23 protein-coding genes and 1 pseudogene are annotated in these 24,673 nt (G+C 70.8%); 12 read left to right on the forward strand and 12 right to left on the reverse strand.

Going from position 1 to position 24,673, the window contains the following annotated elements; all coding sequences use genetic code 11:
* On the reverse strand, window positions 1-264 hold a 264-nt coding region (locus AC1DVZ_RS16950; protein WP_477619366.1), incomplete at its 3' end, for a PHP domain-containing protein.
* 49 nt (window positions 265-313) lie between these two features.
* On the reverse strand, window positions 314-688 hold the full coding sequence (locus tag AC1DVZ_RS16955; protein WP_477619367.1) for a YciI family protein: 375 nt from the start codon (window positions 686-688) through the stop codon (window positions 314-316).
* Window positions 689-898: 210 nt separating this feature from the next.
* On the opposite strand from AC1DVZ_RS16955, the gene AC1DVZ_RS16960 reads away from it, so the two are divergent.
* The 9 genes from AC1DVZ_RS16960 to AC1DVZ_RS17000 all read left to right on the forward strand — a co-directional run bounded on the left by AC1DVZ_RS16960 (window position 899) and on the right by AC1DVZ_RS17000 (window position 11,248).
* A complete protein-coding gene (locus tag AC1DVZ_RS16960) occupies window positions 899-1,417 on the forward strand; it encodes a MaoC family dehydratase (protein WP_477619368.1) in 519 nt (172 codons plus the stop codon).
* Between the two features lie 192 nt (window positions 1,418-1,609).
* Complete coding sequence (gene glpK, locus AC1DVZ_RS16965; RefSeq protein WP_477619369.1) at window positions 1,610-3,133, forward strand: glycerol kinase GlpK; 1,524 nt, start codon at window positions 1,610-1,612, stop codon at window positions 3,131-3,133.
* On the forward strand, window positions 3,117-4,856 hold the full coding sequence (locus AC1DVZ_RS16970; RefSeq protein WP_477619370.1) for a glycerol-3-phosphate dehydrogenase/oxidase: 1,740 nt from the start codon (window positions 3,117-3,119) through the stop codon (window positions 4,854-4,856). The genes glpK and AC1DVZ_RS16970 overlap by 17 nt, the downstream gene beginning before the upstream one ends.
* Window positions 4,857-5,012: 156 nt before the next feature.
* Window positions 5,013-6,407, forward strand: a complete 1,395-nt coding sequence (locus tag AC1DVZ_RS16975; protein ID WP_477619371.1) for a cryptochrome/photolyase family protein — start codon at window positions 5,013-5,015, stop codon at window positions 6,405-6,407.
* Window positions 6,404-7,162, forward strand: a complete 759-nt coding sequence (locus tag AC1DVZ_RS16980) for a CPBP family intramembrane glutamic endopeptidase (RefSeq protein ID WP_477619372.1) — start codon at window positions 6,404-6,406, stop codon at window positions 7,160-7,162. The genes AC1DVZ_RS16975 and AC1DVZ_RS16980 overlap by 4 nt, the downstream gene beginning before the upstream one ends.
* 4 nt (window positions 7,163-7,166) lie before the next feature.
* Window positions 7,167-8,207: an NAD(P)H-binding protein gene (locus tag AC1DVZ_RS16985; RefSeq protein ID WP_477619373.1), complete on the forward strand. Its 1,041-nt coding sequence runs from the start codon at window positions 7,167-7,169 to the stop codon at window positions 8,205-8,207.
* Window positions 8,207-8,635 (forward strand): SRPBCC family protein, encoded by a 429-nt coding sequence (locus AC1DVZ_RS16990; protein ID WP_477619374.1) that lies wholly within the window; start codon window positions 8,207-8,209, stop codon window positions 8,633-8,635. Before AC1DVZ_RS16985 ends, AC1DVZ_RS16990 begins: the two co-directional genes overlap by 1 nt.
* Window positions 8,636-8,641: 6 nt before the next feature.
* Window positions 8,642-9,643 (forward strand): DNA topoisomerase IB, encoded by a 1,002-nt coding sequence (locus AC1DVZ_RS16995; protein ID WP_477619375.1) that lies wholly within the window; start codon window positions 8,642-8,644, stop codon window positions 9,641-9,643.
* 114 nt (window positions 9,644-9,757) lie between these two features.
* A complete protein-coding gene (locus AC1DVZ_RS17000; RefSeq protein ID WP_477619376.1) occupies window positions 9,758-11,248 on the forward strand; it encodes an aminopeptidase P family protein in 1,491 nt (496 codons plus the stop codon).
* Between the two features lie 57 nt (window positions 11,249-11,305).
* Here AC1DVZ_RS17000 and AC1DVZ_RS17005 read toward each other — a convergent pair whose 3' ends face one another.
* Both AC1DVZ_RS17005 and AC1DVZ_RS17010 read right to left on the reverse strand, forming a co-directional pair.
* Window positions 11,306-12,049, reverse strand: a complete 744-nt coding sequence (locus tag AC1DVZ_RS17005) for a PIG-L deacetylase family protein (protein ID WP_477619377.1) — start codon at window positions 12,047-12,049, stop codon at window positions 11,306-11,308.
* A 108-nt stretch (window positions 12,050-12,157) separates the two neighbouring features.
* Window positions 12,158-12,826, reverse strand: a complete 669-nt coding sequence (locus tag AC1DVZ_RS17010) for a Crp/Fnr family transcriptional regulator (RefSeq protein WP_477619378.1) — start codon at window positions 12,824-12,826, stop codon at window positions 12,158-12,160.
* A gap of 151 nt (window positions 12,827-12,977) precedes the next feature.
* Between AC1DVZ_RS17010 and AC1DVZ_RS17015 the strand changes: the two genes are divergently transcribed.
* On the forward strand, window positions 12,978-13,163 hold the full coding sequence (locus AC1DVZ_RS17015) for a hypothetical protein (protein ID WP_477619379.1): 186 nt from the start codon (window positions 12,978-12,980) through the stop codon (window positions 13,161-13,163).
* 77 nt (window positions 13,164-13,240) lie between these two features.
* Here AC1DVZ_RS17015 and AC1DVZ_RS17020 read toward each other — a convergent pair whose 3' ends face one another.
* The 6 genes from AC1DVZ_RS17020 to AC1DVZ_RS17045 form a co-directional block, all read right to left on the reverse strand.
* Window positions 13,241-14,848, reverse strand: a complete 1,608-nt coding sequence (locus tag AC1DVZ_RS17020; protein ID WP_477619380.1) for a peptide ligase PGM1-related protein — start codon at window positions 14,846-14,848, stop codon at window positions 13,241-13,243.
* Window positions 14,845-15,975 (reverse strand): adenylate/guanylate cyclase domain-containing protein, encoded by a 1,131-nt coding sequence (locus AC1DVZ_RS17025; protein ID WP_477619381.1) that lies wholly within the window; start codon window positions 15,973-15,975, stop codon window positions 14,845-14,847. Before AC1DVZ_RS17025 ends, AC1DVZ_RS17020 begins: the two co-directional genes overlap by 4 nt.
* Window positions 15,968-16,363, reverse strand: coding sequence for a response regulator (locus tag AC1DVZ_RS17030; RefSeq protein ID WP_477619382.1), 396 nt, complete (start codon window positions 16,361-16,363; stop codon window positions 15,968-15,970). Before AC1DVZ_RS17030 ends, AC1DVZ_RS17025 begins: the two co-directional genes overlap by 8 nt.
* A complete protein-coding gene (locus AC1DVZ_RS17035; RefSeq protein ID WP_477619383.1) occupies window positions 16,360-19,095 on the reverse strand; it encodes a response regulator in 2,736 nt (911 codons plus the stop codon). Before AC1DVZ_RS17035 ends, AC1DVZ_RS17030 begins: the two co-directional genes overlap by 4 nt.
* A gap of 139 nt (window positions 19,096-19,234) precedes the next feature.
* Window positions 19,235-19,816 carry a YflT domain-containing protein gene (locus tag AC1DVZ_RS17040; RefSeq protein ID WP_477619384.1) on the reverse strand — a complete coding sequence of 194 codons (582 nt, stop codon included), beginning with the start codon at window positions 19,814-19,816 and terminating at the stop codon, window positions 19,235-19,237.
* A gap of 135 nt (window positions 19,817-19,951) precedes the next feature.
* Window positions 19,952-21,154: an acyl-CoA dehydrogenase family protein gene (locus tag AC1DVZ_RS17045; protein ID WP_477619385.1), complete on the reverse strand. Its 1,203-nt coding sequence runs from the start codon at window positions 21,152-21,154 to the stop codon at window positions 19,952-19,954.
* 380 nt (window positions 21,155-21,534) lie between these two features.
* Between AC1DVZ_RS17045 and AC1DVZ_RS17050 the strand changes: the two genes are divergently transcribed.
* Entirely contained in the window at window positions 21,535-22,371 is an 837-nt protein-coding gene (locus AC1DVZ_RS17050) for a serine protein kinase RIO (protein WP_477619386.1), read from the forward strand.
* A 53-nt stretch (window positions 22,372-22,424) separates the two neighbouring features.
* Entirely contained in the window at window positions 22,425-23,222 is a 798-nt protein-coding gene (locus tag AC1DVZ_RS17055; RefSeq protein WP_477619387.1) for an alpha/beta fold hydrolase, read from the forward strand.
* Here AC1DVZ_RS17055 and AC1DVZ_RS17060 read toward each other — a convergent pair.
* Window positions 23,216-24,106 carry a L,D-transpeptidase family protein gene (locus tag AC1DVZ_RS17060; RefSeq protein WP_477619388.1) on the reverse strand — a complete coding sequence of 297 codons (891 nt, stop codon included), beginning with the start codon at window positions 24,104-24,106 and terminating at the stop codon, window positions 23,216-23,218. The genes AC1DVZ_RS17055 and AC1DVZ_RS17060 overlap by 7 nt on opposite strands.
* Before the next feature lie 292 nt (window positions 24,107-24,398).
* Window positions 24,399-24,673, reverse strand: a pseudogene (locus tag AC1DVZ_RS17065) (CoA ester lyase); the annotation flags it as partial.

A 24,673-nucleotide genomic window follows, 5' to 3' on the forward strand; every position in this document is an offset into this window, starting at 1 on the left:
GAGCAGACCAGGAGCCTGCGGGTCCACGAGGTAGCCGAGCAGGTGCACGCTGACGCCCCGGCGTGAGCAGGAGACCTCGACGCCGCGCACGAGGTCCACGCCCACCTCGTGGGCGGCGGCCACGGCGGCCGGCCACCCGGCATACGTGTCGTGGTCGGTGAGGGCAACCACGTCGAGACCGGCGCTCGCCGCCTGGGCCACCACGATGTCGGAGGGTTCGGTGCCGTCGCTCGCGGTGGAGTGGGTGTGGAGGTCGATCGGCACGTGCCCAAGGGTAGGGCGTCCGACGCAAGGCGCCCGACAGCCTCCCCGCTCACTCGGCGACGGGGCGCAGCTCGACCGTCTCGCCCGGTCCGGCGAACTTCTCAGCGACCTCCTCAGCACGCTCTTGGCTCGCGACGTCGACCAGGAAGAACCCGGCGAAGTGCTCGACGGTCTCGGCGTAGGGACCGTCCGTGATCTTGCGACGACCGGCGTGCCAGCGGACCAGGCGCGCCTCGCCGGGGTCGCCGAGAGCCTGCCCGCCCAGCAGCTCGCCGCTGTCGGACATCTCCCGCATCACCGACTCGAAGTCGGCCTCGAGGGCCGCCCGCTCCTGCTCCGGGAGTGCCTGGTGCTCGGCGACGAAGTCGCTGGTCGGGTGACCCCACGGCTGCGGGTTTGAGTGGATGAGGATGACGTACTTCATGGTGGTGGTCCCTCTCGGGTGTGGATGGCCGCGTGGCCCTGTCACTACCCTGACGGCCACCGACCCCTGCCCTCGATCTTTGGACGAAGGTTTTTCTCGGGGGTCTGGGTCAACAACCACGAGATCGCGGCGCCTCCCCGCCGCGGCTGTGAGGGAACGCACGCGGCATACCGGTGTCTTTGTCCGGCTGCCGTCGGCAGGATGGGGCCCATGCAATTCGGACGCAGCTACGAGGAGTTCGAGGTCGGTGCGGTCTACAAGCACTGGCCCGGCAAGACGGTGACCGAGTACGACGACCACCTGTTCTGCCTGCTCACCATGAACCACCACCCGCTCCACCTCGATGCCAACTACGCGGAGAACACCACGCAGTTCAAGCGCAACGTCGTGGTGGGCAACTACATCTACTCGTTGCTGCTCGGCATGTCCGTGCCCGACATCTCCGGCAAGGCCATCGCCAACCTCGAGGTCGAGTCGCTGCGCCACGTCGCGCCGACCTTCCACGGCGACACCATCTACGGCCAGACCGAGGTGCTCGACAAGTGGGAGAGCACGTCCAAGGACGACCGCGGCGTCGTGTACGTCGAGACCAAGGGCTACAACCAGGACGGCACGCTCGTGTGCATCTTCCGCCGCAAGGTGATGGTGCCCAAGAACTCCTACCTCGAGGCGCGGGGCGGCGAACAGCCCGGCCGTCCGACCCTCACGGAGCCCGAGCCCAAGGCCTGACCCGAAGGCCTGACCGGCACTGGCGAGCGCCAAACGTGCCACTTTCGCCACGGATGGGCCTCACCACGGGCTGGGGACGTCGATCCGTGGCGTTTCTGCCACGAGTTCGCGCCCGCGGGTGCGAGGAGTGATCCCCAGCACCCCCATCGCGTATGCCGGGCGGCTGGCACCGCGCCGCACTAGGGTCGCGGCATGGCCGATTTCGTTGGTGCGGTTGACCAGGGGACGACGAGCACACGCTTCATGGTGTTCGACCACGACGGTGCCGAGGTCGGGCGCCACCAGCTGGAGCACGAGCAGGTCATGCCCCAGGCGGGCTGGGTGGAGCACAACCCGCTCGAGATCTGGGAGCGCACCCAGACCGTGATCGGCTCGACGCTGTCGCACCTCAACCTCCAGGCCGGCGACCTGTCCGCACTCGGCATCACCAACCAGCGCGAGACCACCGTCGTGTGGAACCGCCGCACCGGGCGGCCGATGCACAACGCGATCGTCTGGCAGGACACCCGCACCGACCGGATCGCGCGCGCCCTCGACCAGTCCGGCCAGGGCGACGTCATCCGCGAGCGCGCCGGCATCCCGCCCGCGGCCTACTTCTCGGCGGGCAAGGTCCAGTGGATCCTCGACAACGTCGACGGGGCCCGTGCGACAGCCGAGCGCGGCGACGCGATCTTCGGCACGATCGACACCTGGCTGCTGTGGAACCTCACCGGCGGCACCGACGGCGGCGTCCACATCACCGACGTGACCAACGCCAGCCGCACCATGCTGATGGACCTCAAGACCCTCGACTGGGACGACGAGCTGCTGGGCTTCTTCGGCATCCCGCGCTCGATGCTCCCGACCATCCGACCCAGCTCCGACCCCGACCTCTACGGCCACACCCTCGCGAACGGCCCGCTCGGTGGAGAGGTCCCGCTCGCCGGCGACCTCGGAGACCAGCAGGCCGCGACCGTCGGCCAGGTCTGCTTCGCCCCCGGCGAGGGCAAGAACACCTACGGCACGGGCAACTTCATGATCCTCAACACCGGCGAGGAGATCGTCCGCAGCGAGTCCGGACTGCTCACCACGCTCTGCTACCAGCTCGGCGATGCGAAGCCCGTCTACGCCCTCGAGGGCTCCATCGCCGTCACCGGCTCGGCCGTCCAGTGGCTCCGCGACCAGCTCGGCATCATCTCGGGGGCAGCCGACATCGAGCGACTCGCCAACCAGGTCAAGGACACTGGCGGTCTCTACTTCGTACCCGCGTTCTCCGGCCTCTTCGCCCCCTACTGGCGTCCCGACGCCCGTGGCGCGATCGTCGGCATGAGCCGGTTCAACACCAACGCCCACCTGGCGCGGGCCACCCTCGAAGCCATCTGTTACCAGACGCGCGACGTCTCGGACGCGATGACCAAGGACTCCGGCGTCGAGCTCGAGGTGCTCAAGGTCGACGGCGGAGTCACGGCCAACAACCTCTGCATGCAGCTGCAGTCCGACATCCTCGGCGTCCCCGTGTCCCGGCCCGTGGTCGCCGAGACGACGGCGCTCGGCGCGGCCTACGCTGCAGGTCTGGCCACCGGCTTCTGGTCAGGCACCGACGAGCTCCGCGCCAACTGGCAGGAGTCCCAGCGGTGGTCACCGACGTGGTCGGACCAGCAGCGCGCCGACGGGTATGCCGGGTGGCGCAAGGCCGTGGAACGCACCCTGGACTGGGTGGATGTCGACGAGGGGTAGCACGATGGGACTGGCAGGGACGAACACCGCGCTCTCACCGCAGGGGCGTGAGCACGCCATCGACGCGCTCGGCAGCGGCGAGGAGCTCGACCTGCTCGTCATCGGCGGCGGGGTGGTCGGGAGCGGCACGGCCCTCGATGCCGTCACCCGAGGGCTGTCGACCGGCCTGATCGAGCAGCGCGACTTCGCCAGCGGCACCTCCTCGCGGTCCAGCAAGCTGATCCACGGCGGTCTGCGCTACCTCGAGATGCTCGACTTCGCCCTCGTCAGGGAGGCGCTCCACGAGCGCGGCCTGCTGCTGACCCGTCTCGCCCCCCACCTCGTCCGACCCGTCCCCTTCCTCTACCCGCTGACGCACCACGTGTGGGAACGCGCCTACGTCGGGTCGGGGATCGCTCTCTACGACGCGATGGCGATGAGCTCCGGCAACGGCTCGGCACTTCCCCACCACCGGCACCTCACTCGGCGCCAGGCGCTGCGTCTCATGCCCAGCCTCAAGAGCAGCGCCCTCACCGGCGCGGTGCAGTACTACGACGCCCAGGTCGACGACGCCCGCCACACGATGGAACTCGCGCGCACCGCTGCCAGCTACGGAGCGCACGTCGCGAATCGCGTTGCTGCCATTGGCTTCCTGCGCCAGGGCGAGCGCGTCACGGGCGTGCGCGCCATCGACAAGCTGACTGACCGCCAGTTCGAGATCAACGCCAAGCAGATCGTCAACGCCACCGGTGTGTGGACCGACGACACCCAGGCGATGGTCGGCGAGCGGGGACAGTTCCACGTCCGCGCCTCCAAGGGCATCCACCTCGTGGTGCCTCGCGACCGCATCCACTCCTCGACCGGCCTGATCCTGCGCACCGAGAAGTCGGTGCTGTTCGTCATCCCCTGGGGCCGGCACTGGATCCTCGGCACCACCGACACCGACTGGGCGCTCGACAAGGCCCACCCTGCGGCCACCCGCGTCGACATCGACTACATCCTCGACCACGTCAACCGCGTGCTCGCGACCCCGCTGACCCACGAGGACGTCGAGGGCGTCTACGCCGGACTGCGACCGCTGCTCGCCGGCGAGTCGGAGTCGACGAGCAAGCTCTCGCGAGAGCACGTCGTCACCCACAGCGCGCCGGGCCTGGTCGTCGTCGCCGGCGGCAAGTACACGACCTACCGCGTCATGGCCAAGGATGCGGTCGACGAGGCGGCGCAGGCCATCCCCGGCAAGATCGCCGACTCCACGACCGACACGATCCCCCTGCTCGGTGGTGTCGGCTACCAGGCCGCGTGGAACCAGCGCCAGTCCCTGGCCCGCGCCTCGGGCCTGCACGTCGCGCGGGTCGAGCACCTGCTGCGCCGCTACGGCTCACTCACCCAGGAGATCCTCGACCTCGTCGCCGAGCGACCCGAGCTCAAGGAGCCGCTGGACGGAGCCGAGGACCACCTCAAGGCAGAGGTCGTCTACGCCGCCTCCCACGAGGGTGCCCTGCACCTCACGGACATCCTGACCCGGCGCACCCGCATCTCGATCGAGGCGTGGGACCGCGGGGTCTCCGCCGCACCGGCCGCGGCAGCCCTCGTCGCTCCCGTCCTCGGCTGGGACGAGGCGCGCACGAAGGAGGAGGTCGACATCTACCTGGGCCGGGTCGAGGCAGAGCGAGTCAGCCAGACGATGCCCGACGACGCGTCGGCCGACGAGGCCCGTCGCAGCGGGCCCGACGGCACGCTGTGACGCGTGGCGGGGTCACCGGCTCGGGTGGATCACGGACCACCGGCCGCAGACCCTCGACATACCTTGAACACACATTGAACATTGCAGGTCAGCGGGTTACCGTGAGCCGTCCCGGGTCTCCCTGAGCCACTTCAAGTCCTGCGAAGGAGCGTCCGCGTGTCCCCCTCGAGCATCCTGTGGTTGCGCCGGGACCTGCGCAGGGGCGATCTCCCAGCACTGGGCGCAGCCCACGATGCCGCCAGGTCCGGCGACGGGCAGGGCGAGGTGGCGGTTGTGTTCGTGCTCGACCCTGCGCTGTGGCGAGGCGCGGGAGACGCACGCCGTGCGTGGCTGGCCGAGAGCATCAAGGCCGCCGACGCGGCATACGAGGGGCGGCTCTGTGTGCGGGAGGGCGACCCCGTGACGGTGCTCCCGCAGTTGGCCGAGGAGGTCGGCGCCGGTTCGGTGCACGTCTCCCGCGAGACCACGCCCGCAGGGCGACGGCGCGACGGCGCGGTCGCTGCCGCCCTGGCGGAGGCGGGCGTCGACTGGGTCGAGACCGGTTCCCCGTATGCCGTGGGGCCGGGTTCCGTGGTCAACGGCGAGGGGGCGCCCTACAAGGTCTTCACGCCCTTCTCCCGCGCCTGGCGCGACCACGGCTGGCCCGCGCCGGCGACTGAGCCGAAGGGGCTGAGGTTGGCGCAGCCTCGCTCCGACCAGTCGGCGCTGAGAACCCTGAAGGAGGCCCGCGAGGCCGCAGACCTGCCGAGCCTGCCCGAAGCGGGCGAGGGTGCAGCCCTGCGACGGTGGGCGGAGTTCCGGGACGGCGCCCTCGCCGACTACGGCACCGACCGTGACCGCGCCGACCTCGACGGGGTGTCGCGGCTCTCGCCCTACCTCAAGATCGGGGCGGTCCACCCCCGCACCCTGCTGGCAGACCTGGCGGACGGGCGCCGTCACCCGGGCGACGGGGCGGAGCGCTTCGCGACCGAGCTGGCGTGGCGCGAGTTCTACGCCGACGTGCTGTGGCACCACCCGTCCTCGGCGTGGCACGACCTGCGCACGCCCTTGTCGGGGATGGACCACGACGAGGCCGGGGACGCGGTCGGGGCCTGGCGTCAGGGACGGACCGGCTACCCCGTCGTGGACGCCGCGATGCGCCAGCTGCTCCAGGAGGGCTGGATGCACAACCGCATGCGGATGGTCACGGCCAGCTTCCTCACCAAGGACCTCCACGTGTGGTGGCCGGTCGGTGCGAGGCACTTCCTGGACCACCTCATCGACGGCGACATCGCCTCCAACAACCACGGCTGGCAGTGGGTGGCCGGCACGGGCACTGACGCCTCCCCCTACTTCCGCGTGTTCAACCCGGTGACGCAGGGCCTGCGCTTCGACCCCCACGGCGACTACGTCCGCCGCTACGTGCCCGAGCTCGCGCACCTGTCGGGCAAGGCCGCCCACGAACCCTGGAAGCACGCCGACGGCTACGCCCACGGCTACCCCGAGCGCATCGTCGACCACGCCGAGGAACGTCGCGAGTCGTTGCGACGCTACGACGCGGCACGCGCATGACCGGCCCCGCGACCCCACACCCGGGTCAGGGCCTCAACCCCGTCCGGGAGGTCCGTGACTTCATCCGGGCCGCGCTGGTGCAACCGGTCGCCCGCGACCACACCGAGAGCGACTCGGCCTTCCGCCGCCGTCGCCTGGTCGCTCTCGTGACCCTCGTCGTCGGCGCGGTCGTCCTCGGGTTCGCCTTGCGGATCCGGCCCGGCGACCCGATGTTCTACGTCGCCACCCTCGGCCTCGCAGGCGTCTGGACCGCCGGCGCGCTGGCGTCCGGCCCCCTCCACCTCGGGCGAGCGCACACCCGCGCCGGAGGGGAGGACGCCCGGCCCATCGTCCAGTCCTTCGCCCTCGGCGCACTGCTGCTGGTCCTGTTCCTCGCCGGTGCAGTGGTCGTCGCCCACGTCCCGGTCCTGCGCAATCCGGTGGAGCAGCTGCTCGACCACGCACGCCTGGGATCGCTGGCCCTCGTCACCCTGCTCACGGCGGTCAACGGCGTCGCCGAGGAGCTCTACTTCCGCGGCGCCCTCTACTCCGCGGTCGGACGGCGCCACGCGGTGGCGATCACCACGGTCGTCTACGCGCTGACCACGGCCGGAGCCGGCATACCGCTTCTCGTCCTCGCCGCCGCCGTCCTCGGCCTGGTCACGGCCCTCCAGCGCCGGGTCACCGGCGGCATCCTCGGCCCGGTGATCACGCACCTGACGTGGTCGCTGGGGATGCTCTTCCTCCTGCCCGCCGTCCTGTCCACCGGAAGCTGATCCCATGACCTCCCCCACCTCCCGCACCGCCCTCGTCACCGGCGCCACCGGCTACATCGGCGGGGTCCTCGTCCCGGGCCTCCTCGACGCCGGCTGGTCGGTGCGCGTCCTCACCCGGAGCCGCGCCGGCCTCGAACGCCATGGGTGGCGCGACGACGTCGAGGTGGTCGAGGGCGATGCCACCTCACCGGACGACCTGGGTCGGGCGCTCGACGGAGCGGAGGTGGCCTACTACCTGCTGCACTCGATGGACGGCCAGGGCAGCTTCGTGCAGCGCGACCGGACGATGGCCCAGGGCTTCGCGGCGGCCGCGGCGGACGCCGGCACCCACCGGATCGTCTACCTCAGCGGGCTGCACCCGGACGGCGACCTGTCCGAGCACCTCGCCTCACGCGTCGAGGTCGGCGAGATCTTCCTCGACGCACCCGTGCCGGCGGCGGTGCTGCAGGCCGGGGTCGTGCTCGGCGACGGCTCGGCGTCCTTCGACATGCTGCGTCACCTCACGGAGCGGCTCCCCGCCATGGTGGCCCCCAGGTGGGTCGACAACCGCATCCAGCCGATCGCCGTGGACGACGTCGTCCACTACCTCGTCGGAGCGGCCGACCTGCCGGCCGAGACGAACCGGACCTTGGACATCGGGGGCCCGGAGGTGCTGACCTACGCCGAGATGATGCAGCGCTACGCCCGGACCGCGGGCATCGGGCGTCGCCTCATCGTCTCCGTGCCGGTCCTCACACCCCGGCTGGCCGGGTTGTGGGTCGGCCTCGTCACGCCGATCTCCGCCGGCATCGCCCGCCCCCTCGTCGGCAGCCTGGTCCATGACGCGGTCTGCCACGAGGACGACGTGCTGACGGCGATCGGCCCACCGCCCGGCGGGCTGACCGGCTACGACGCCGCCGTCCGCGCGGCCCTGCGCTCGGTGGACCCGTTGCGCTGGCGTCACACCGTCCGGCGCACGGCAGCCACGGTCGGCGCCGCGGCCCTCGTCGCGGGCACGACCGCCCTCACCACCCGCCGTGCCCGTCGCAACCCCAGGAGCTCCTGATGCCCACCGTCCAGCGCACCGTCGCCACGTCCGCCACGCCTGCCCAGGTCCTGCCCTACCTCCTCGACTTTGAGAACGCCGTCGAGTGGGACTACGGCACCGTGAGCTGCGAGCTGCTCTCGGGAGACGGGTCGCCGGGCACCAGCTGGCACAACGTGTCGAGGTTCGCGGGTCGGACCGTCGACCTCGACTACACGCTCGAGAGCGTCACGGACAACAGCTTCGTCGTGGTGGGCCGCAACGAGACCACCACGAGCCGCGACACCATCACGGTGGTCCCGGACGGCTCCGGGTCGTCGGTGGACTACCAGGCGGAGTTCTCCTTCACCGGACTGGGCCGGTGGCTGTGGCCGGTGGCGATGCCGTTGCTCAACAAGCTCGGCAACGACACCGCCGGCACCCTGAAGACGGCCCTGGACAGGTTGTAGGCCGAGATGCCCAGGCTCCGGAAGGTCTCGCCGCAGTCGAAGGGGTGGACCCGGCGGCGCGCCGGGAAGGGCTTCGTCTACCTCGACGAGTCGGGCGCCAGACTCCCTGCGACCGACGTAGAGCGCATCCGGTCGCTGGCGATCCCGCCGGCCTGGACCGACGTGTGGATCTGCCCGCTCCCCCAGGGCCACATCCAGGCCCTGGGCACCGATGTCGCCGGACGCCGCCAGTACCTCTACCACCCTGACTGGCGGCTCAAGCGCGACCAGGCGAAGTTCGAGCGGATCACCGAGGTGGCCCACCACCTGCCGGTCGCGAGGCGGCAGGTCACCCGGGACCTGGAGGCCGACGGCATGCCCACGGCCCGGGCAGCAGCCACCGCCGTACGCCTGCTCGACCTCGGCTACTTCCGGATCGGCGGCGACACGTACGCCGAGGACAACGGATCGTTCGGCCTCACGACCCTCGAACGACACCACGTGCAGGCCAGGTCGGGGCGCCTGGTCTTCGACTTCGTCGGCAAGTCGGGCATCGAGCACACCATCGAGATCGACGACGGCCAGGCGATCGCGGCCCTCGACGCGATGCGCAAGCGGCGGACCGACAGCGACCGGCTGCTCGCCCACCGTGAGGGCCGCCGCTGGGTCGACCTCACCGCCGCGGAGGTCAACGACTACCTCGCCGAGCTGCTCGGCGGCGACTTCACCGCGAAGGACTTCCGCACGTGGCACGCGACGGTGCTGGCGGCGTCAGCGCTGGCCGAGAGCGACGAGCCGGGCGACACGAAGGCCTCGCGGCAGCGGGCGGTCAAGGGTGCCGTCACCGAGGTCTCGGGCTACCTCGGCAACACCCCGACCATCGCGAAGAACTCCTACATCGATCCCCGCGTCATCGACCAGTACGAGTCGGGCAGCACGATCACGGTGGACCTCAAGAGGTACCGAAGCCCCGAGCGTCGCCGCGCCGCCGCCGAGAAGGCCGTCCTGGCAATGCTCGACAACGCCTGACGCGCCTCGCGTGGGGCCGCCCCCGAGGCGGCGCGAGGTGCCAGACGAGGTGCACCCGAGGTGCCGCGACCGGGCAGGCTGCGACGCGGCATACCCGCGTGGCACGATGGCGAGGTGAGYGAAGAGCAGAAGAAGCCCGAGAACCGCGCCCGCCCGACCACCGACGAGTTCCGTGCGTTCGTCGCCGAGGACTGGGCGCCGCGGGTTCCCGCCGCTGCCGACCTCAGCGAGGCCGCGAGGTATGCCGCGGCGCGACGTGACGCCGTCAGCGCGGCCTTCGAGGGCGACCGCCTGGTCATCCCTGCCGGAGGTCTCAAGGTCCGCAGCAACGACACCGACTACGTGTTCCGCCCGCACACCGCGTTCGCGCACCTCACCGGGCTCGGGGGTGACCGCGAGCCGGACGCCGTGCTCGTGCTGGAGCCCCGCGACGACGGCACCCACGAGGCGGTCCTGTACTTCCGACCGCTCGCCGGTCGCGACACCGACGAGTTCTTCGCCGACACCCGCTATGGCGAGTTCTGGGTCGGCGCGCGGCCGACCATCGAGGACATCGAGACCGAGCTCGGCCTCACCGGACGTCACATCGACGAGTTCGCCGACGCGGTCGTCAAGGACTCGGGCGAGGTGACGGTGCGGATGGTGCGCGACGCCGACCGCGACCTGACCCGCGAGCTCGACGCGGCACGCACCGCCGAGGTGACCGAGCAGGACGACCTCACGGAGGCCGACGACGAGCTCGCCCACTTCCTGTCGCACCTGCGCCTCACCAAGGACGAATGGGAGGTCGAGGAGATGCGCAAGGCCGTCGAGGCGACCCACCACGGGTTCGAGGCCGTCATCGCCGACCTGCCCGAGGCACTCGCCAACGGCCGCGGCGAGCGCTGGGTCGAGGGGGTCTTCGGCCTCACCGCCCGGCACGAGGGCAACGGCGTCGGCTACGACTCCATCTGCGCGGCTGGCGACCACGCCACGACGCTGCACTGGATCAAGAACACCGGCGAGCTGCACGAGGGCGACCTCATCCTGCTCGACGCCGGCGTCGAGGTGGAGTCCCTCTTCACCGCCGACATCACCCGCACGCTCCCCGCCAGCGGCACCTTCTCCGACGCGCAGCGCGAGGTCTACGACGCCGTGTATGCCGCCCAGGAGGCCGGGCTCGCGGCGGTGAAGCCGGGCAACAAGTTCTCGGACGTCCACGCCGCGGCGATCCGGGTGGTCGCTGAGCACCTGCACGCCTGGGGGCTACTGCCCGAAGGGGTTTCGGTCGAGGGCACGCTCGACAAGGACCACGGCCAGTACCACCGGCGCTGGATGGTGCACGGCACCAGCCACCACCTCGGCCTCGACGTCCACGACTGCGCGCTGGCCACCCGCGAGGAGTACATGGACGCGGACCTGGAGCCCGGCATGGTCCTGACGGTCGAGCCCGGCCTCTACTTCAAGGCCGACGACCTCAAGGTGCCGGAGCGGTTCCGCGGCATCGGGGTGCGGATCGAGGACGACGTGCTCGTCACGACCGACGGCTGCGAGAACCTCTCGGCGGCCATGCCGCGCACGTCCGCCGACGTCGAGGCGTGGATCCGCGAGGTCCAGGCTCGCTGACCGTCAGAACGCTGGACGGGCCCGCCGATGGCGGGCCCGTCCAGCGTTGGCGGCTGGTCAGCGGCGCTCGACGACGTCGAGGGTGAGGGCCTTGTCGACGCCCGCTGCCTGACCGCCCCACCCGAGGATCATGCCGATCAGCTCGGCCGGCTTGGGGAACTCGTCGGGCAGGGCGTCGTTGTAGGCCTGGTGCGCCTCGAGCGACGCCACCGCCTGGTCGAAGTGGTCGCCCACCTCGACGTAGTGCGTGGCCGTCGGTGAGCCGCCGAAGCAGAGCCGCTTGACGTTCCAGGGCTCGAAACCCTCGTCGACCAGCTCGGGGAAGATCCACCGGTTCCCGGCGTCCGCGACCGCGTCGACGCAGGCCAGCCCGACCGCCCGGTGGTCCGCCTGGTTGAGCATCCCCTGGACGAACCGGTCGCCGTAGTGACCGGTGATGACGACATCAGGCTTGCGCCGACGGATCTCGCGAGAGATGTCGCGGCGCAGGGCCAGGCCGTACTCGACGTTGCCATCGCGGTGGTCGCCGAAGTCCACCTCGGTCACGCCCACGATCGCGGCGCCGTCGCGCTCCTCCTTCTCGCGGACCCCGGCCGCCTCGTCCGGGTGCATGGTGTCGATCCCGGCCTCGCCCCGGGTCAGCAGGAAGTACGTCACGGTCTTGCCGGCCGCGGTCCACTTGGCCACGGCGGCGGCGGTGCCGTACTCGATGTCGTCCGGGTGCGCGACGACGCACAGCACCGACGAGAAGTCGTCGCCGAAGTCGGCGAGAGCGGGCTTGTCCCCAGCAGGCTCAGTCATGAACAGAGGGTATGCCGCGGGGCCACGACCGCGCACGGCGTTCGTCGGAGCGCGACAAGGGGCGAAAGGGGCTGATCTGCGCCTGCGACCTGGGCGAGCACTCCAGGGTCAGTGCGCCGCGGTCGCGCGGCGGTGCAGCGCGTCGCGGTCCTGCACGTCGACGCCCCCACGGCGCAGGGTGACCAGCCCGTCGCCCACCAGCGCCTGGAGCACCCGGTTGGTCGTCGCCCGGGAAGCACCGCAGAGCTCGCCGATCTCGGTCTGGGTCAGGGGAATCCGGACCGGACGCCCGTTCGCGAGAGGGCCGTACTGCTCGCAGAGCCCGTCGAGGCGACGCAGCACCCGCTGGTCGGCGGGGAGGTACAACGCCTCCACGAGGTGGTCGGACAACCGCAGCACCCGCTCGGCCAGGACGTCGACGAGCAGTCGCTCCACGCCCGGGTGCGCCGCGCGCAGTCGGGCGAACTCGGCATACCGGAGGGTGAGCGTCACGGCCGGCTCCAGGGCGGCGACGGTGGACGTGCGCCGCGCCTGCGCCGAGAGCATCGCCATCTCGCCGAAGGCTTCTCCAGGACCCATGACGGCGAACGTCGCGTTGTCACCCGCTGCCGTGGTGCGTCGCGCGACGAGGCGGCCCTCTGCCACGAAGTGGAGGGACTCCGCGAGGTCGCCCTCGTGGAACACGACCTCCCCCGTGCGGTAGCGGTGTCGCTGGGTGCCGGCGATGACGAGCCGGCGCTCCTGCTCCGACAGACCCCCCAGCAGCCGCCACTCCATGCGTTCAGTGCAGCACGGGTGGGCCCGCCGTGTCACCGGCAGCACACAGCGGGCGTGCCTGCACCGACAGACCGCCCGACTCTCCGACGGGAGGGTTGAGGAGTCCCGCAGGGGGCGGCCGGCTCACCGGCCACGAACGAGGGAGCACGCCATGAGCACCATTGCCCGCCACCGTCCCGACATCGCCCACCACCACCCGACCGTGCGACGGGTCGGCGCCAGGTGGGTGTGGGAGTGCCGCTGTGGTGGCGCCTCCCGTCGCACCGCGACCGAGCGGACCAGCTGGCACCAGGTCGTCATCGAGGCCCTGCTCCACGCCACGGCCATCGCGCCGTGACCCGCTGACAGCCCCCTGACCGCCCCCAGGGGAAATGCCGGGGCGGTCAGGTGGGCACAGGGTCAGTGGGCACAGGGTCAGGTGGGCACGGGTTCTGCTCGCAGCGCGGCACGAGCCTCCTCCAGGAGGGCGGCCTCGGCCGCCGCGTAGAGCTGGTCCGCCGCGGCCGGGGACTCGCCGATCGCGGTCATCCCCACCCTCCCGTGGGCCGTCAGCGCGCTCATCATGTGGAAGACGACTCCCGTCTGCCGGGCCTGGTCGAAGTGCAGCCCGGCGCGCGCGACGAGGTCGAACAGGTCGTCGACCCGCAGCCCGCGCAGGCTCGGGTCCTGCAGGTGGTCCGTGGCCACGAGGTGTCGCTCCTCGCCGCTGGGCGTGACGAACCGCGCCTCGTCGGGGTCGTACCGGCCGTCGGTGAGGAACTGGAGGGTGAGGAAGGGGTGCGTGGTCCCGCCCTTGCGCAGGTTCACCTCGATCGCGTGAGCCGTCCACGAGTCACCCTCGCGCACCGTGACGAAGTCGAGGGCGAACCGGCCCAGCACGCCCTTCTCGGCCAACAGGTCCCCGACCCGCTGGGCGTCCCGCGTGATGAGCCCGGCGTACTCCGGGTCCGCGGGGAAACGGCAGCCGAGGTAGGACTGCCCGCTGGGGCCGCCGAGGATCTGGTCGTGGGTCGACAGCAGCTCGACCTCACCGAGCGGGGTGACCCTGAGCTGGACGCTCGGGCTGCGGAGCTCGTCGCCGGCGATGCGTTCCTCGACGATCCCGCCGCGCTCGAGGAGCTTGGCCAGGTAGGCGTCCACCGAGATCCGGGTGTCCTCCAGCTCCATCCCGTCGATTCGACGAGCCAGTTCCGCGGCCTCGTCCGGGGCGCCCACGGGAGGGAGCCCGTCGAGTCGCACGAGCGCGTTGCCTGCGCCCGAGACGCCCTCGTTGAGCTTGACCATCGCACCGGTCGCGCTCGGTCGATCGTGGCGCAGGGACTGCAGCGCGGCTTCGAGGTCCGCGCGTGAGTGCAGGTCCTCGTACCCCGCGGGATAGGACACACCAGCCTCGCCGAAGAGGCGGCGACAACCCGTCTTGGTCCCGAGGGGGAAGAGCCGGGGATCCGCGCCATACATGGGGATCCCGAGGACGAGGGCCAGGTCACGTTCGAGCTCGGTCGTGTTGTAGGGGATCAGGTGCGACCGCAACCGGTTCGGGACGAGCGCCCTGATCTCTGCGAGCACACGGGGCCGGGCCAGGAGCTTCTCGGTCAGCGGCTCAGGACCGGTGTCGCCGACCGCGACGAGGGACAGCCGTGCCCTGGCGTGGCTCGGGATCACGCCCGGCAGCAGCGACAGGTAGTACTCCACGACCATCGGGTTGATCGGCATCGAGGTCACGTAGACCATGCGCAGCCGTGGCTGGCGCAGCAGCAGCAGGAGGAACAGGAAACGCTCCTCCAGGGCCTGGTTCATTCCGCCCGAGCTCGCGACCACCCGGTCCACCGTCATCGAGGGGATGACCACCACCGACTCGTCCGGCGCGTTGGTCCCGATGTCCCGCCAGACCTGCGGCAACCGGGCCTGGAGCGCGTCGAAGGCGGCGTTCCGGGCTGCGTCGTCGAGGTCGTCGAGGGTGCGGCCGACAGCGGTGTCCTCGCCCCTGGCTGCGTGGTCGTACACGTCTGCTGTGCTCGTCATTGCGCTACCTCCGCGCTCGTCAGTCCGAGGATCTCGTGAGCGTCCACGGGGCGGCTGAAGCCCCGCAGCGCCAGTGGCCCCACGCTCCGGCTCGTCGCCACAGCCGCAGCGCCTGTCAGCACCCGCTGGGTCACCAGGATCTGGCCGGCCGCGGCCTCCGAGCACAGCCGGGCGGCGAGGTTGGTGACCGTCCCGATCGCCGCGTAGTCGTACCGCCCGGGGAAGCCCACGCGGCCGAGGGTCGCGTACCCCTGCGCGATGCCCACCCCGAAGCCCAGGTCGTGACCGCGCCTGCGCCACGCCTCCGCCAGCCCGGTCACCCGCTCCCGCATGGCAACGGCCATCCGCACGGCGCGTTCGGGCGCATCCGGGCAGGGAACGGGATCGTTGAAGAAGACCAGCAACCCGTCGCCGGCGAAGTGCTCGAGGGTTCCCTCGTACGTGAAGACCAGCTCCCCGAGGGCCAGGTGGTACTCCCGCAGGACGGCCATCGTCTCCTCCGGCTCGGCCGTCTCCGCGAAGGGCGTGAAGCCGCGCAGGTCCGTGAACACGGCGGTGATCTCACACCGGTGGCTCTGGAGGAACGACTCGTCGCCGCTGTCGACGACCAACCCTGCGATCTGGGGCGACAGGAACCGCCGCAGTCGGCCGAACCGCTCCAGCTCCTCCACCTGGGCGCTCACGCGGGCCTCCAGCTCACGGTTCCACGAGGCGAGCGCCTCCGCCTGGGCGGTCACGGTGTCGTGGTAGCGCTTGACCCGGACCAGCGAGCGGACCCTTGCCAGCAGCTCGGGCTGGTCCAGGGGTTTGGTGATGAAGTCGTCTGCGCCGGCCTCGAGAGCACGCAACCGCTCCGCGTCGCCACTGGCGGTGACCATCACCACGGGAAGGAACGACGTGGTGGGGTCCGAGCGGATGCGCCGACACGTCTCGTAACCGTCGATTCCAGGCATCATGACGTCGAGCAGGATGACGTCCGGCAGGTGTGTGGCGATCAGCTCCAACGCCTCCTCGCCCGAGCTGGCACCCAGCACCGTGTAGCCACGAGGCGAGAGCACCGCGTCCATGAGGCGCACGTTCTGGGGGAGGTCGTCGACCACCAGGACCGTGCCGGCGACGTCAGTCACGCGAACCTCCCGACCGGCCTTCGCGCAGGTGGCTGCGCACCTGGTCGGGGAAGTCACGCACGCTGATCGGCTTCTCGAGGTAGCCGTCGAAGCCGGTCGACAGGGCGTGCTCGCGATCGGCCCGCATCGCGAAGGCGGTGAGGGCAACGACGGGGATCGCCGCCGTGCGTGGGTCGTCCCTCAGCCGGCCGAGCGCCGTCTGACCACTGATCCCCGGCAGCTGGAGGTCCATCAGGATGAGGTCCGGCAGGGTCCGGGTTGCCTCGCTGACGGCCTCCTCCCCGGTCGTGGCGACGGTCACGGTGAAGCCGGCGAACTCCAGGACATCGCGCGCCAGCTTCAGGTTTCGCGGGTTGTCCTCGACGAGCAGCACCGTTCCCTCGCTCATCCCGTCGCCTCCCTCGCGCCCGCGGAGCCCGGCACCGCGCCCTCCGTGCGCGGCACCGCGCCCGCCGTGCCCGTCACCGTGACCCTGGTGGCGGCCACGTCGGCCAGCCGTCGTGCGAGCACCCCGAGGTCGAGCTGGCTCTTGGAGGCGACGAACTCGATCCGGCCCTGCAACCGGGCCCGGTCCTCCTCCGTGAGCGACTTGGACGTCAGCACCACCACGGGGACGGCGGCGGTGCTGGGGTCGGCGCGCAGCGCGTCGATGACGGCGAACCCGTCCGTGTCGGGCATGAGGAGGTCGACCAGGACCACCGTCGGGGCCAGGGTCGCCATCGACCTCAGTGCCTCAGCCCCCCGGGTGAACGTCGCGACCCTCCAGCCGTGCGGCTCGAGCGTGGCGCGCACGATCTCCAGCGCCMTCGGGTCGTCGTCGATGACGGCCAGCGAGCGCGGCTTCCCCGCGGCGCCCACCCCCTTCTGGTCCGCGCGGTCGGCGACGGCGCGCCATACCGCTGCCAGCAGCACCTCGCGGGCGACCGGCTTCACGAGGTAGTCGGACGCGCCGAGGGCGAACCCGCGACCGCGGTCCGGCAGGACGGAGACGACGACCACCGGGATGCCGGCGAGCTCCGGGTCGGCCTTGATCTGGCCCAGGACGTCCCAGCCGTCCATGCCCGGCAGCCGGATGTCGAGGACCACGGCCGTGGGACGCAGTGCCCGGATCGCCTCGAGACCTTCCTCGCCGCTGCGTACGGGCACCGGCCGCAGGCCCGCTGCGGTGAGGTGGACGCCGACGAGCTCGGACGAGCTCGGGTCGTCCTCGATGACCACGACGGCCGGGCGGGTGTCGTCCACGGCCGGGAGGGTCCAGGCCGGCTGCGCCTCCCGCGGCGCGGCGACCGGCTGGGGCAGCGCGAAGCCGAAGGTGCTTCCGACACCCACCTCGCTGGTGAGCCAGACCCGCCCGCCGTGCAGCTCGATGATGCGACGCGTGAGGGTGAGACCGAGACCGGTTCCCTCGGTCACCGACGGGGTGCGCGCGCCCTGCTGGAACGAGTCGAAGATCCGCTCCTGGTCTCCCTCCGCGATACCGATGCCGGTGTCCGCCACGGTCACGGTGAGCTCGTTCCCCTCGCGCCACGCCGACACGGTCACGGCGCCTCCATCGGGGGTGAACTTCACGCCGTTGCCGACGAGGTTGAGCAGCACCTGCTTGAACCGCAGCTGGTCGGCGGTGACGTGGGACAGGCCGGCCCCGATGTCCGAGCGCAGGTCGATGCCGTGGCGCCCGGCTCGTTCGCGCAGCAACGACAAGACCTGGTTGACCGCGTCGGCGATCGGGAAGGTGGTCTGCTCCAGCTCCATGTGGCCGGCTTCCACCTTGGACAGGTCGAGGACGTCGTTGAGCAGGTCGAGCAGGTGGCGGCCCGCGCCGAGGATGTCCTGCAGGTAGTCCTCCTGCCGCTCGTTGAGGTCCCCGAACATCCGCTCGAGCAGCACCTCCGAGAACCCGATGACGGCGTTGAGCGGAGTCCGGAGCTCGTGCGACATGCTCGCGAGGAACTCGGACTTGTGCTGGCTCGTCACCGCCAGCGCGGCCCGCTGCCGTTCGAGCTCGCGGTAGAGCCGGGCGTTGGTCAGGGCCACGGCGGACTGGCTCGCGAAGGCCGTCAGCATGTCGCAGGTCTCGTCGCTGAAGGCACCGGTGGTCTTGCGCCGGACGACCAGCACTCCGACGATCCGGTCGGGCCGCGCCAGCGGGATGGCCACGAGCGAGCGCCAGCCGGCGTCGTGAAGGACCTTGAGGTGCGGGTCCAGGTCGACCTCCCGCAGGTCCGGGACCTGGATCGGGCTACCCGACAGCGCCGCTTCGCCGACGACCGTCTCGTCGACGTGGATCCGGGTCTCCTTGAGCGCCTTGATCACCTCCGGGCTCGTTCCGACGGCAGTCCGGACGCGGAACAGGCTCGAGTCCTCGTCGTACTCCATGAGCGAGCCGCCATCGGCTCCGGAGAGCTCGACGGCATGCAGCACGATGGTGCCGAGCACCTCGTCCGGATCCAGGGTCGAGCTGATCGCCTGGCCGATCTCCGCGAGTGCCTCGAGCTGGTCGACCTTGCGCGCCAGCTCGGCACGCCCCGCCTGGAGCTCCTGCACCAGGCGGACCCCGTTGATGGCCAGCGCCGCCTGGCCGGCGAACGCCGTCACGATGGACAGCTCGCGGTCGGCGAACGGGCTGACCTCGTTGCGCCACAGCACCATCGCCCCGACCACCTCGTCGTCCACGATCAGGGGGGCGCCCATCGTGGTCCGGAACCCCGCGACGCGCTGCAGGTCGAGGCGGCCGTACTCCGGGTCGGCCACGACGTCCTCGATCTGCTGGGCCCTGCGGTCCAGCCCCACCCGGCCCATCAAGGTGGCGCGGTCCAGCGGCAGCGGGTGGTCGGCGAGGTAGGCGATGGCCTCCTCGCTCACCCCGACCGCCTTGATCAGCTGGAAGACCCGGTCGTCGTCCAGGAGGCAGAGCTGCGCCGAGTCCGAGCGGCACAGCCGCCGGGCGCTGTCCACGATCGTGGCGAGCACCGTGTCCGGGTCTCCGGCCGATCGCCCGACCGCCGAGAGGACCTCGTTGACCGCGGCGAGCTGCTCCCGCGTCTCACGCAGCCGGTCCGCCAGCGTCGCCGCGTCGGCCGACTGCACGGGGTCGACGGGGACGTCGGCTGACCGGGCCATGGGGGTCTCCCGTCGAGAGCCGGGCTGCGAGACAGCGGTGCGGATGCCTCTAGCAGTGTGCTCCCCGCAGCGCGGACTTGCCTACGGTTGATTGCGTATGCCGTGCGCCCCGATGACGTATGCCGTGCGGGCTTTGCGGTCAGGCCGACGGCGTGGGCGGCTGCTGGTCCGCTGCCCGCTGGCGCTCGGCCTCGCGCGCCGCGTCGACCTGGGCCTGTGCCGCGGCCATGGGGTCCATCTTCGTCAGCAGCTCGCGCGCCTGGGCGGCGAACTTGTGCTCCACCAGCACCWCGTACTGGGTGGCGACCACCTGCATCACGGACGTGAAGTCGCGGTTGCCGCCGGTCAGGGCGTACCCGATCAGCGCCCACACCAGCCCGAAGATCGCCCCGAAGGCAACGGTCAGCAGCACGCCCACGAAGCCTGCGCCGCCGCTGGTGTCGAGCAGCGAGAAGATCAACCCGACGAACAGACCCAACCAGGCCCCGGACACCAGGCCGCCGATGGCAACCCGCTGTCGGGTCAACCGGCCGGTCACCCGCTCGAGCTGCTTGAGGTCGGTGCCGACGATGAGGACGTTCTGCACCGGGAACTCGTGGTCCGACAGGTAGTCCACGGCCTTCTGCGCCTTGGCGTAGGTGTCGTAGCGGCCCAGGGACATCGGGTACTCCAGCGCCAGGACCGCGCGGGACCTCGCCATGGCATTCGGCTGCGTGCTCATGGTCCCAGTGTGTCAAAGCCGGCTGGGAGTGCGCTGATCGGCACCCGATCGGCACCTGGGGTATGCCGCGTGGCCCGGCCACACGGCATACCTCGCCTCAGCTCTTCAGCCCGGCAACACTTCTCGAGAGCGCCTTCACTTCTTCAACGCGTAGTCCTCGAGCAACCGGCGGCCGATGATCATCTTCTGGATCTCGGCCGTGCCCTCGCCGATCAGCAGCATGGGGGCCTCGCGGTAGAGCCTCTCGATCTCGTACTCCTTGGAGTAGCCGTAGCCCCCGTGGATGCGGAAGGACTGCTCGACGACGTTCGCGCAGTTCTCGGCCGCGAGGTACTTGGCCATGCCGGCCTCGAGGTCGTTGCGTGCGCCGGCGTCCTTGAGCCGCGCCGCCTTGACCATCATCTGGTGGCTGGCCTCGACCTTGGTGGCCATGTCGGCGAGGCGGAAAAGGATCCCCTGGTGCTCGGCGATCTTCTTGCCGAACGTCTCGCGCTGCTGGGAGTAGGCGATCCCCAGCTCGAAGGCACGCATCGAGACGCCACACGCGCGCGCAGCGACGTTCACGCGACCCACCTCGACGCCGTCCATCATCTGGTAGAAGCCCTTGCCCGGCTCGCCGCCGAGGATCTGGGCGCTGGTGGTCTGGTGACCGTCGAGGACCATCTCGGTCGTGTCGACGCCCTTGTAGCCCATCTTGTCGATCTTGCCCGGGATGGTGACGCCCTGGGCCGTCTCCCCGAAGCCGGAGGTCTTGTCGATCAGGAACGTCGTCATGTTCTTGTACACGGAGTCGGCACCGAGGTCCGTCTTCACAAGCACCGCAACGAGATTCGCGCTGCCGCCGTTGGTGAGCCACATCTTCTGGCCGGTGATGGACCAGTTGTCGGTCTCACCGTCGCGGACGGCCTTGGTCTTGATGGCCGACACGTCCGAGCCGAGACCCGGCTCACTCATCGAGAAGGCGCCCCGGATCTCGCCCGTCGCCATCTTGGGCAGGTAGCGCTGCTTCTGCTCGTCGGTGCCGTGCTGCAGCAGCATGTAGGCCACGATGAAGTGGGTGTTGACGATGCCGCTGACCGACATCCAGCCGCGGGCGATCTCCTCGACGACCAGCGCATAGGTCAGCAGCGACTCCCCCAGGCCGCCGTACTCCTCGGGGATCATCAGCCCGAAGATCCCCATCTCCTTCATGCCCTCGACGATCTCGGTGGGGTACTCGTCCTTGTGCTCGAGCTCCTGTGCCACCGGGATGATCTGCTCGTTGACGAACTCGCGCACGAGCTTGATGAGCTCCTGCTGCTCGTCAGTCAGGCCATCGGTCTGCTGGAGTCGGGACATCGTGGTTCGCCACCTTGCGATTTCGTGACCGGGTCGTCGCGGTCAGGGGGAAATGGACCTCCCGCGAGTATGCCGAGTGGCCCAGTCCCAGCACAGGTTCCGACCGTGTGAGCCTCCCCACCCGGCCGGCGCCGAGGACACGGCGCGCCGCGGAGAAGCAGTCTCGGCGGCCGAATCGGCGGCGCGTCGTGTCCTCGGTCGAAAACCGGTGGCGGGGCGGCGACCGGGTCTGTCACGCTGTCCCCGCATGCCGCGCGGCATCCCGCCGCGCGCACGACTCCCCCAGCGGGACGACTACCTCGACAGAAGGAGGCACGAGATGTCCACGACGGTCCTGGGCGCATCCCGTGCCCATTCCCTTCTTTCGATGGAGTCCACCCATGCAGTTCCAGGAGCACTTCTCCTTCTCGTTTGACAGCCTGCCCGACGCGCCCCCCGAGGGTGAGCGCTGGTCGAGCTGGGACGGTGCCACGCACGGTCCGAAACCCCGACCCGACTGGGTCATCACCGCGCTCGGCGCTGTCGAGTCCGACCTCGGCGTCCTCAAGACGGGCAAGGAGGCCGACGTCCACATCGTCCGGCGCTGGATGCCGGACGGCAGGACCACGCCTGCCGTCGACTCGTTCCTCGCCGCCAAGCGCTACCGCACCGGCGAGCACCGTCTCTTCCACCGGGACGCCGGCTACCACGAGGGCCGGCGGGTCCGGCGTAGCCGCGAGATGCGGGCGATGTCCCGTCGCACCGAGTTCGGCAAGGAGCTGCTCTCGGGGCAGTGGGCGATCGCGGAGTTCGAGGCCTTGAGCACGCTGTGGGGCATGGGACTGCCGGTGCCCTACCCGGTGCAGCTGAGCGACCGCGAGATGCTGATGGAGTTCATCGGCGCCGATGGTGAAGCGGCACCGCGCCTCTCCCAGACCCGGCCCGACCCGGGGCTCCTCCCCGACCTGTTCGAACAGCTCCGGTCCTCGATGGTCGTCCTGGCGCAGCGCGGGTGGGCCCACGGCGACCTGTCGCCCTACAACGTGCTGCTCCACGAGGAGCGCCTCGTCATCATCGACTGGCCGCAGATCGTTGACATCATTGGCAATCCGCGCGGTTTCGAGTTCCTCGAGCGCGACGTCGCCAACATGTGTCGCTGGTTCGTCAGCAAGGGCCTGGCGGTCGACGAGGGCGAGCTGCTCGGCGACCTCGTCGCCGAGGCGACGTCGCGGTGGTAGCCGGCCGCGCGGCATACCAAGGTCCGCGGCAGGTCTCGCCCTAGGGTGAGGACATGGCCACGATCACCCGCCGCACCCTCCTCGCAGGGGTGGCCGGCACGGCCGCCCTGGGTGTCGCGGGGTGCGGCCCGTCCGCCGTCGAGGTCCGCTCCGGGTCGCTGACCAGCAGGCACTGGCCGGGGCGCGACATCACGTGGCGGATCGCCCAGCAGACCGAGGGCGACGCCGACCTGAGACCGGTCGTCGTCGTCCTGCACGGCAAGGGAGGCGACGCGAGCCACGCGTTCCGGATCATGAACCTCCAGGACCACGTCACCTCGGCACGGCTGACGCTCGCCTCCGTCGACGGCGGTGACTACTACTGGCACGCGCGCCGGGCGGGCGTCGACACCGGGGCCATGGTGATCGAGGACTTCCTGCCCCTCGTCCAGCGCGAGACGGGGTATGCCGGGAAGGTCGCCTTCCTCGGCTGGTCGATGGGTGGCTACGGGTCGCTGCTGCTCGCCAGCCAGCTGGGCCCGCAGCGGGTTGCCGCCGTCGTCGCCGAGAGCGCTGCGCTCTGGACCGCCCCCGGGCTGAGCGCCCCGGGCGCGTTCGACGACGCCGAGGACTTCGAGGCCCACGACGTCTTCGACGCCAGCCGCACCAAGGTCCTGCGCCAGATCCCGGTGCGGCTCGACTGCGGCCGCTCCGACCCGTTCGCGCCGGGCAACAAGGCCTTCGCGAAGGCGCTCCCCGAGGCGTTGCTCACCCTCGACTCTGGCGGACACACCGCGGACTACTGGAAGGACCACGGCGCGGCCCAGCTGCGCTGGGTCCGCCAGCAGTTCGACCGCCAGGGCAGTCAGTAGACCGTGACGGAGCCGCCGAGCGGCATCAGGTTGTTGGCCCAGATCATGTCCATCGCGGGGTTGCTGACGCGGGCGCACCCGTGGGATGCCGGGTAGCCGGGCACGTTGCCCGCCCCGTGGACGGCGATGCCGCCGTTGAAGTACCGCGGACGCCACAGGTCGCCGAGCGGACCCTTGTCGAGGTGGTTGACCGCCCGGTACGTGCTGTAGCTGCCCGCTGGCGTGGTCGCGACCCGGGTCGTGCCCTGGCTGGTGTACGGCTGACCGCTGCCGGTGCTGGTGTTGAGGATCAGGGTCACCCTGCCGCCACGGACGACCAGCAGCAGCTGGCGTGCCTTGTCGATCTCGATGCCGGTGCCACCGGTGCGGGACTGCGGGCGGACGCCGTTCTGGAGGGCGCGACGCGTGGAGGGACCGAACACTCCGTCACGGCCGAGGCCGGCCGCCTTCTGCAGGGCCATCACCGCCTGGGAGGTCAGGCCGCCGTAGGACCCGTCGGCCGAGCCGTTCCAGTAGCCGAGGGCCGAGAGCTGCTGCTGGACCTGCTTGACGTAGGGGCCGGTGTCGCCGGCATGGAGGGTGTCACCCGCCGTGGGGATCGGCTTCGGGGTCGGCTTGGGCGTCGGCTTGGGCGCGGGCTTCGTGGTCGACGGCGAAGGGGTCGATGGCGTGGGCGTCGGGCTCGTGGTCGTGACCGTGTCACCCGGGCTCGGCTCCACAGGTGCGGAGGAGGGGTCGGACACAGGCGTCGTGCCCTGCGCCGCCGACGGAGTCGCCGAGGTGTTCTGCCCGAAGGTGATCCCCCCGCAGGCGCTCAGCACGAGCACCCCGGCCAGCACCGCTCCGGCCAGAGCGGTGCGGGCTCCCGCCTCCCTGCGCTCCATCGACTTCCCCTTCCCTGGCCGGCAGACAACGGTCCGCTGGCAACGTCCTGTCAGTCATGGTGACGCACGCGAGGACGATCTGGTTGTCCCCCGCGCCGAATCGTGACCCTCGAACCTGTCTTCACCGATTCGATGTAAACGCGCCGGGGTCTCCCGGCGCGTTTACATCGAATCGGCCGAATATTGGCGCGGTCGCCCTCCCCCGAGGACGACCGCACTCACCTAGACGCCCCGGACCGCGCAAAGGTTGCCTCGACCGGCCACCTTTGTCCGGCCGGGCCGGTCTGGCGTCTCAGGCCCGGTCGGCCAGCGCCGCGATGGCCTCGTCGATGGCCAGCACCCGCTGGGCCGTCTCGACGTGCAGGCTCTCGATCAGCCGGCCGTTCAGGGTCGCGACCCCGCGTCCCTCGGCCTGCGCCGACTCGAACGCGGCGATCACCGCGCGCGCGTCGTCGACGGCTGCCGCACTCGGCGCGAACGTCTCGTTGCACGCGTCGACCTGGCCGGGGTGGATGAGCGTCTTGCCGTCGAACCCCATCTCACGCCCCTGCCCGGCTTCCGCGCGGA

It is taken from the genome of Pedococcus sp. P2_E5 (assembly GCF_056403895.1).

Bases quoted from the DNA above. Each gene is read 5' to 3' on its own strand.
- AC1DVZ_RS17060 (WP_477619388.1), bottom strand. From the start codon at position 24,106: ATGGAGCGCAGGGAGGCGGGAGCCCGCACCGCTCTGGCCGGAGCGGTG.
- AC1DVZ_RS16985 (WP_477619373.1), top strand. From the start codon at position 7,167: ATGACCTCCCCCACCTCCCGCACCGCCCTCGTCACCGGCGCCACCGGC.
- AC1DVZ_RS17010 (WP_477619378.1), bottom strand. From the start codon at position 12,826: ATGGAGTGGCGGCTGCTGGGGGGTCTGTCGGAGCAGGAGCGCCGGCTC.
- glpK (WP_477619369.1), top strand. From the start codon at position 1,610: ATGGCCGATTTCGTTGGTGCGGTTGACCAGGGGACGACGAGCACACGC.
- AC1DVZ_RS16995 (WP_477619375.1), top strand. From the start codon at position 8,642: ATGCCCAGGCTCCGGAAGGTCTCGCCGCAGTCGAAGGGGTGGACCCGG.
- AC1DVZ_RS17050 (WP_477619386.1), top strand. From the start codon at position 21,535: ATGCAGTTCCAGGAGCACTTCTCCTTCTCGTTTGACAGCCTGCCCGAC.
- AC1DVZ_RS16960 (WP_477619368.1), top strand. From the start codon at position 899: ATGCAATTCGGACGCAGCTACGAGGAGTTCGAGGTCGGTGCGGTCTAC.
- AC1DVZ_RS17055 (WP_477619387.1), top strand. From the start codon at position 22,425: ATGGCCACGATCACCCGCCGCACCCTCCTCGCAGGGGTGGCCGGCACG.
- AC1DVZ_RS16980 (WP_477619372.1), top strand. From the start codon at position 6,404: ATGACCGGCCCCGCGACCCCACACCCGGGTCAGGGCCTCAACCCCGTC.
- AC1DVZ_RS16955 (WP_477619367.1), bottom strand. From the start codon at position 688: ATGAAGTACGTCATCCTCATCCACTCAAACCCGCAGCCGTGGGGTCAC.
- AC1DVZ_RS16970 (WP_477619370.1), top strand. From the start codon at position 3,117: ATGTCGACGAGGGGTAGCACGATGGGACTGGCAGGGACGAACACCGCG.
- AC1DVZ_RS17015 (WP_477619379.1), top strand. From the start codon at position 12,978: ATGAGCACCATTGCCCGCCACCGTCCCGACATCGCCCACCACCACCCG.
- AC1DVZ_RS17020 (WP_477619380.1), bottom strand. From the start codon at position 14,848: ATGACGAGCACAGCAGACGTGTACGACCACGCAGCCAGGGGCGAGGAC.
- AC1DVZ_RS17030 (WP_477619382.1), bottom strand. From the start codon at position 16,363: ATGAGCGAGGGAACGGTGCTGCTCGTCGAGGACAACCCGCGAAACCTG.
- AC1DVZ_RS17045 (WP_477619385.1), bottom strand. From the start codon at position 21,154: ATGTCCCGACTCCAGCAGACCGATGGCCTGACTGACGAGCAGCAGGAG.
- AC1DVZ_RS17005 (WP_477619377.1), bottom strand. From the start codon at position 12,049: ATGACTGAGCCTGCTGGGGACAAGCCCGCTCTCGCCGACTTCGGCGAC.
- AC1DVZ_RS16990 (WP_477619374.1), top strand. From the start codon at position 8,207: ATGCCCACCGTCCAGCGCACCGTCGCCACGTCCGCCACGCCTGCCCAG.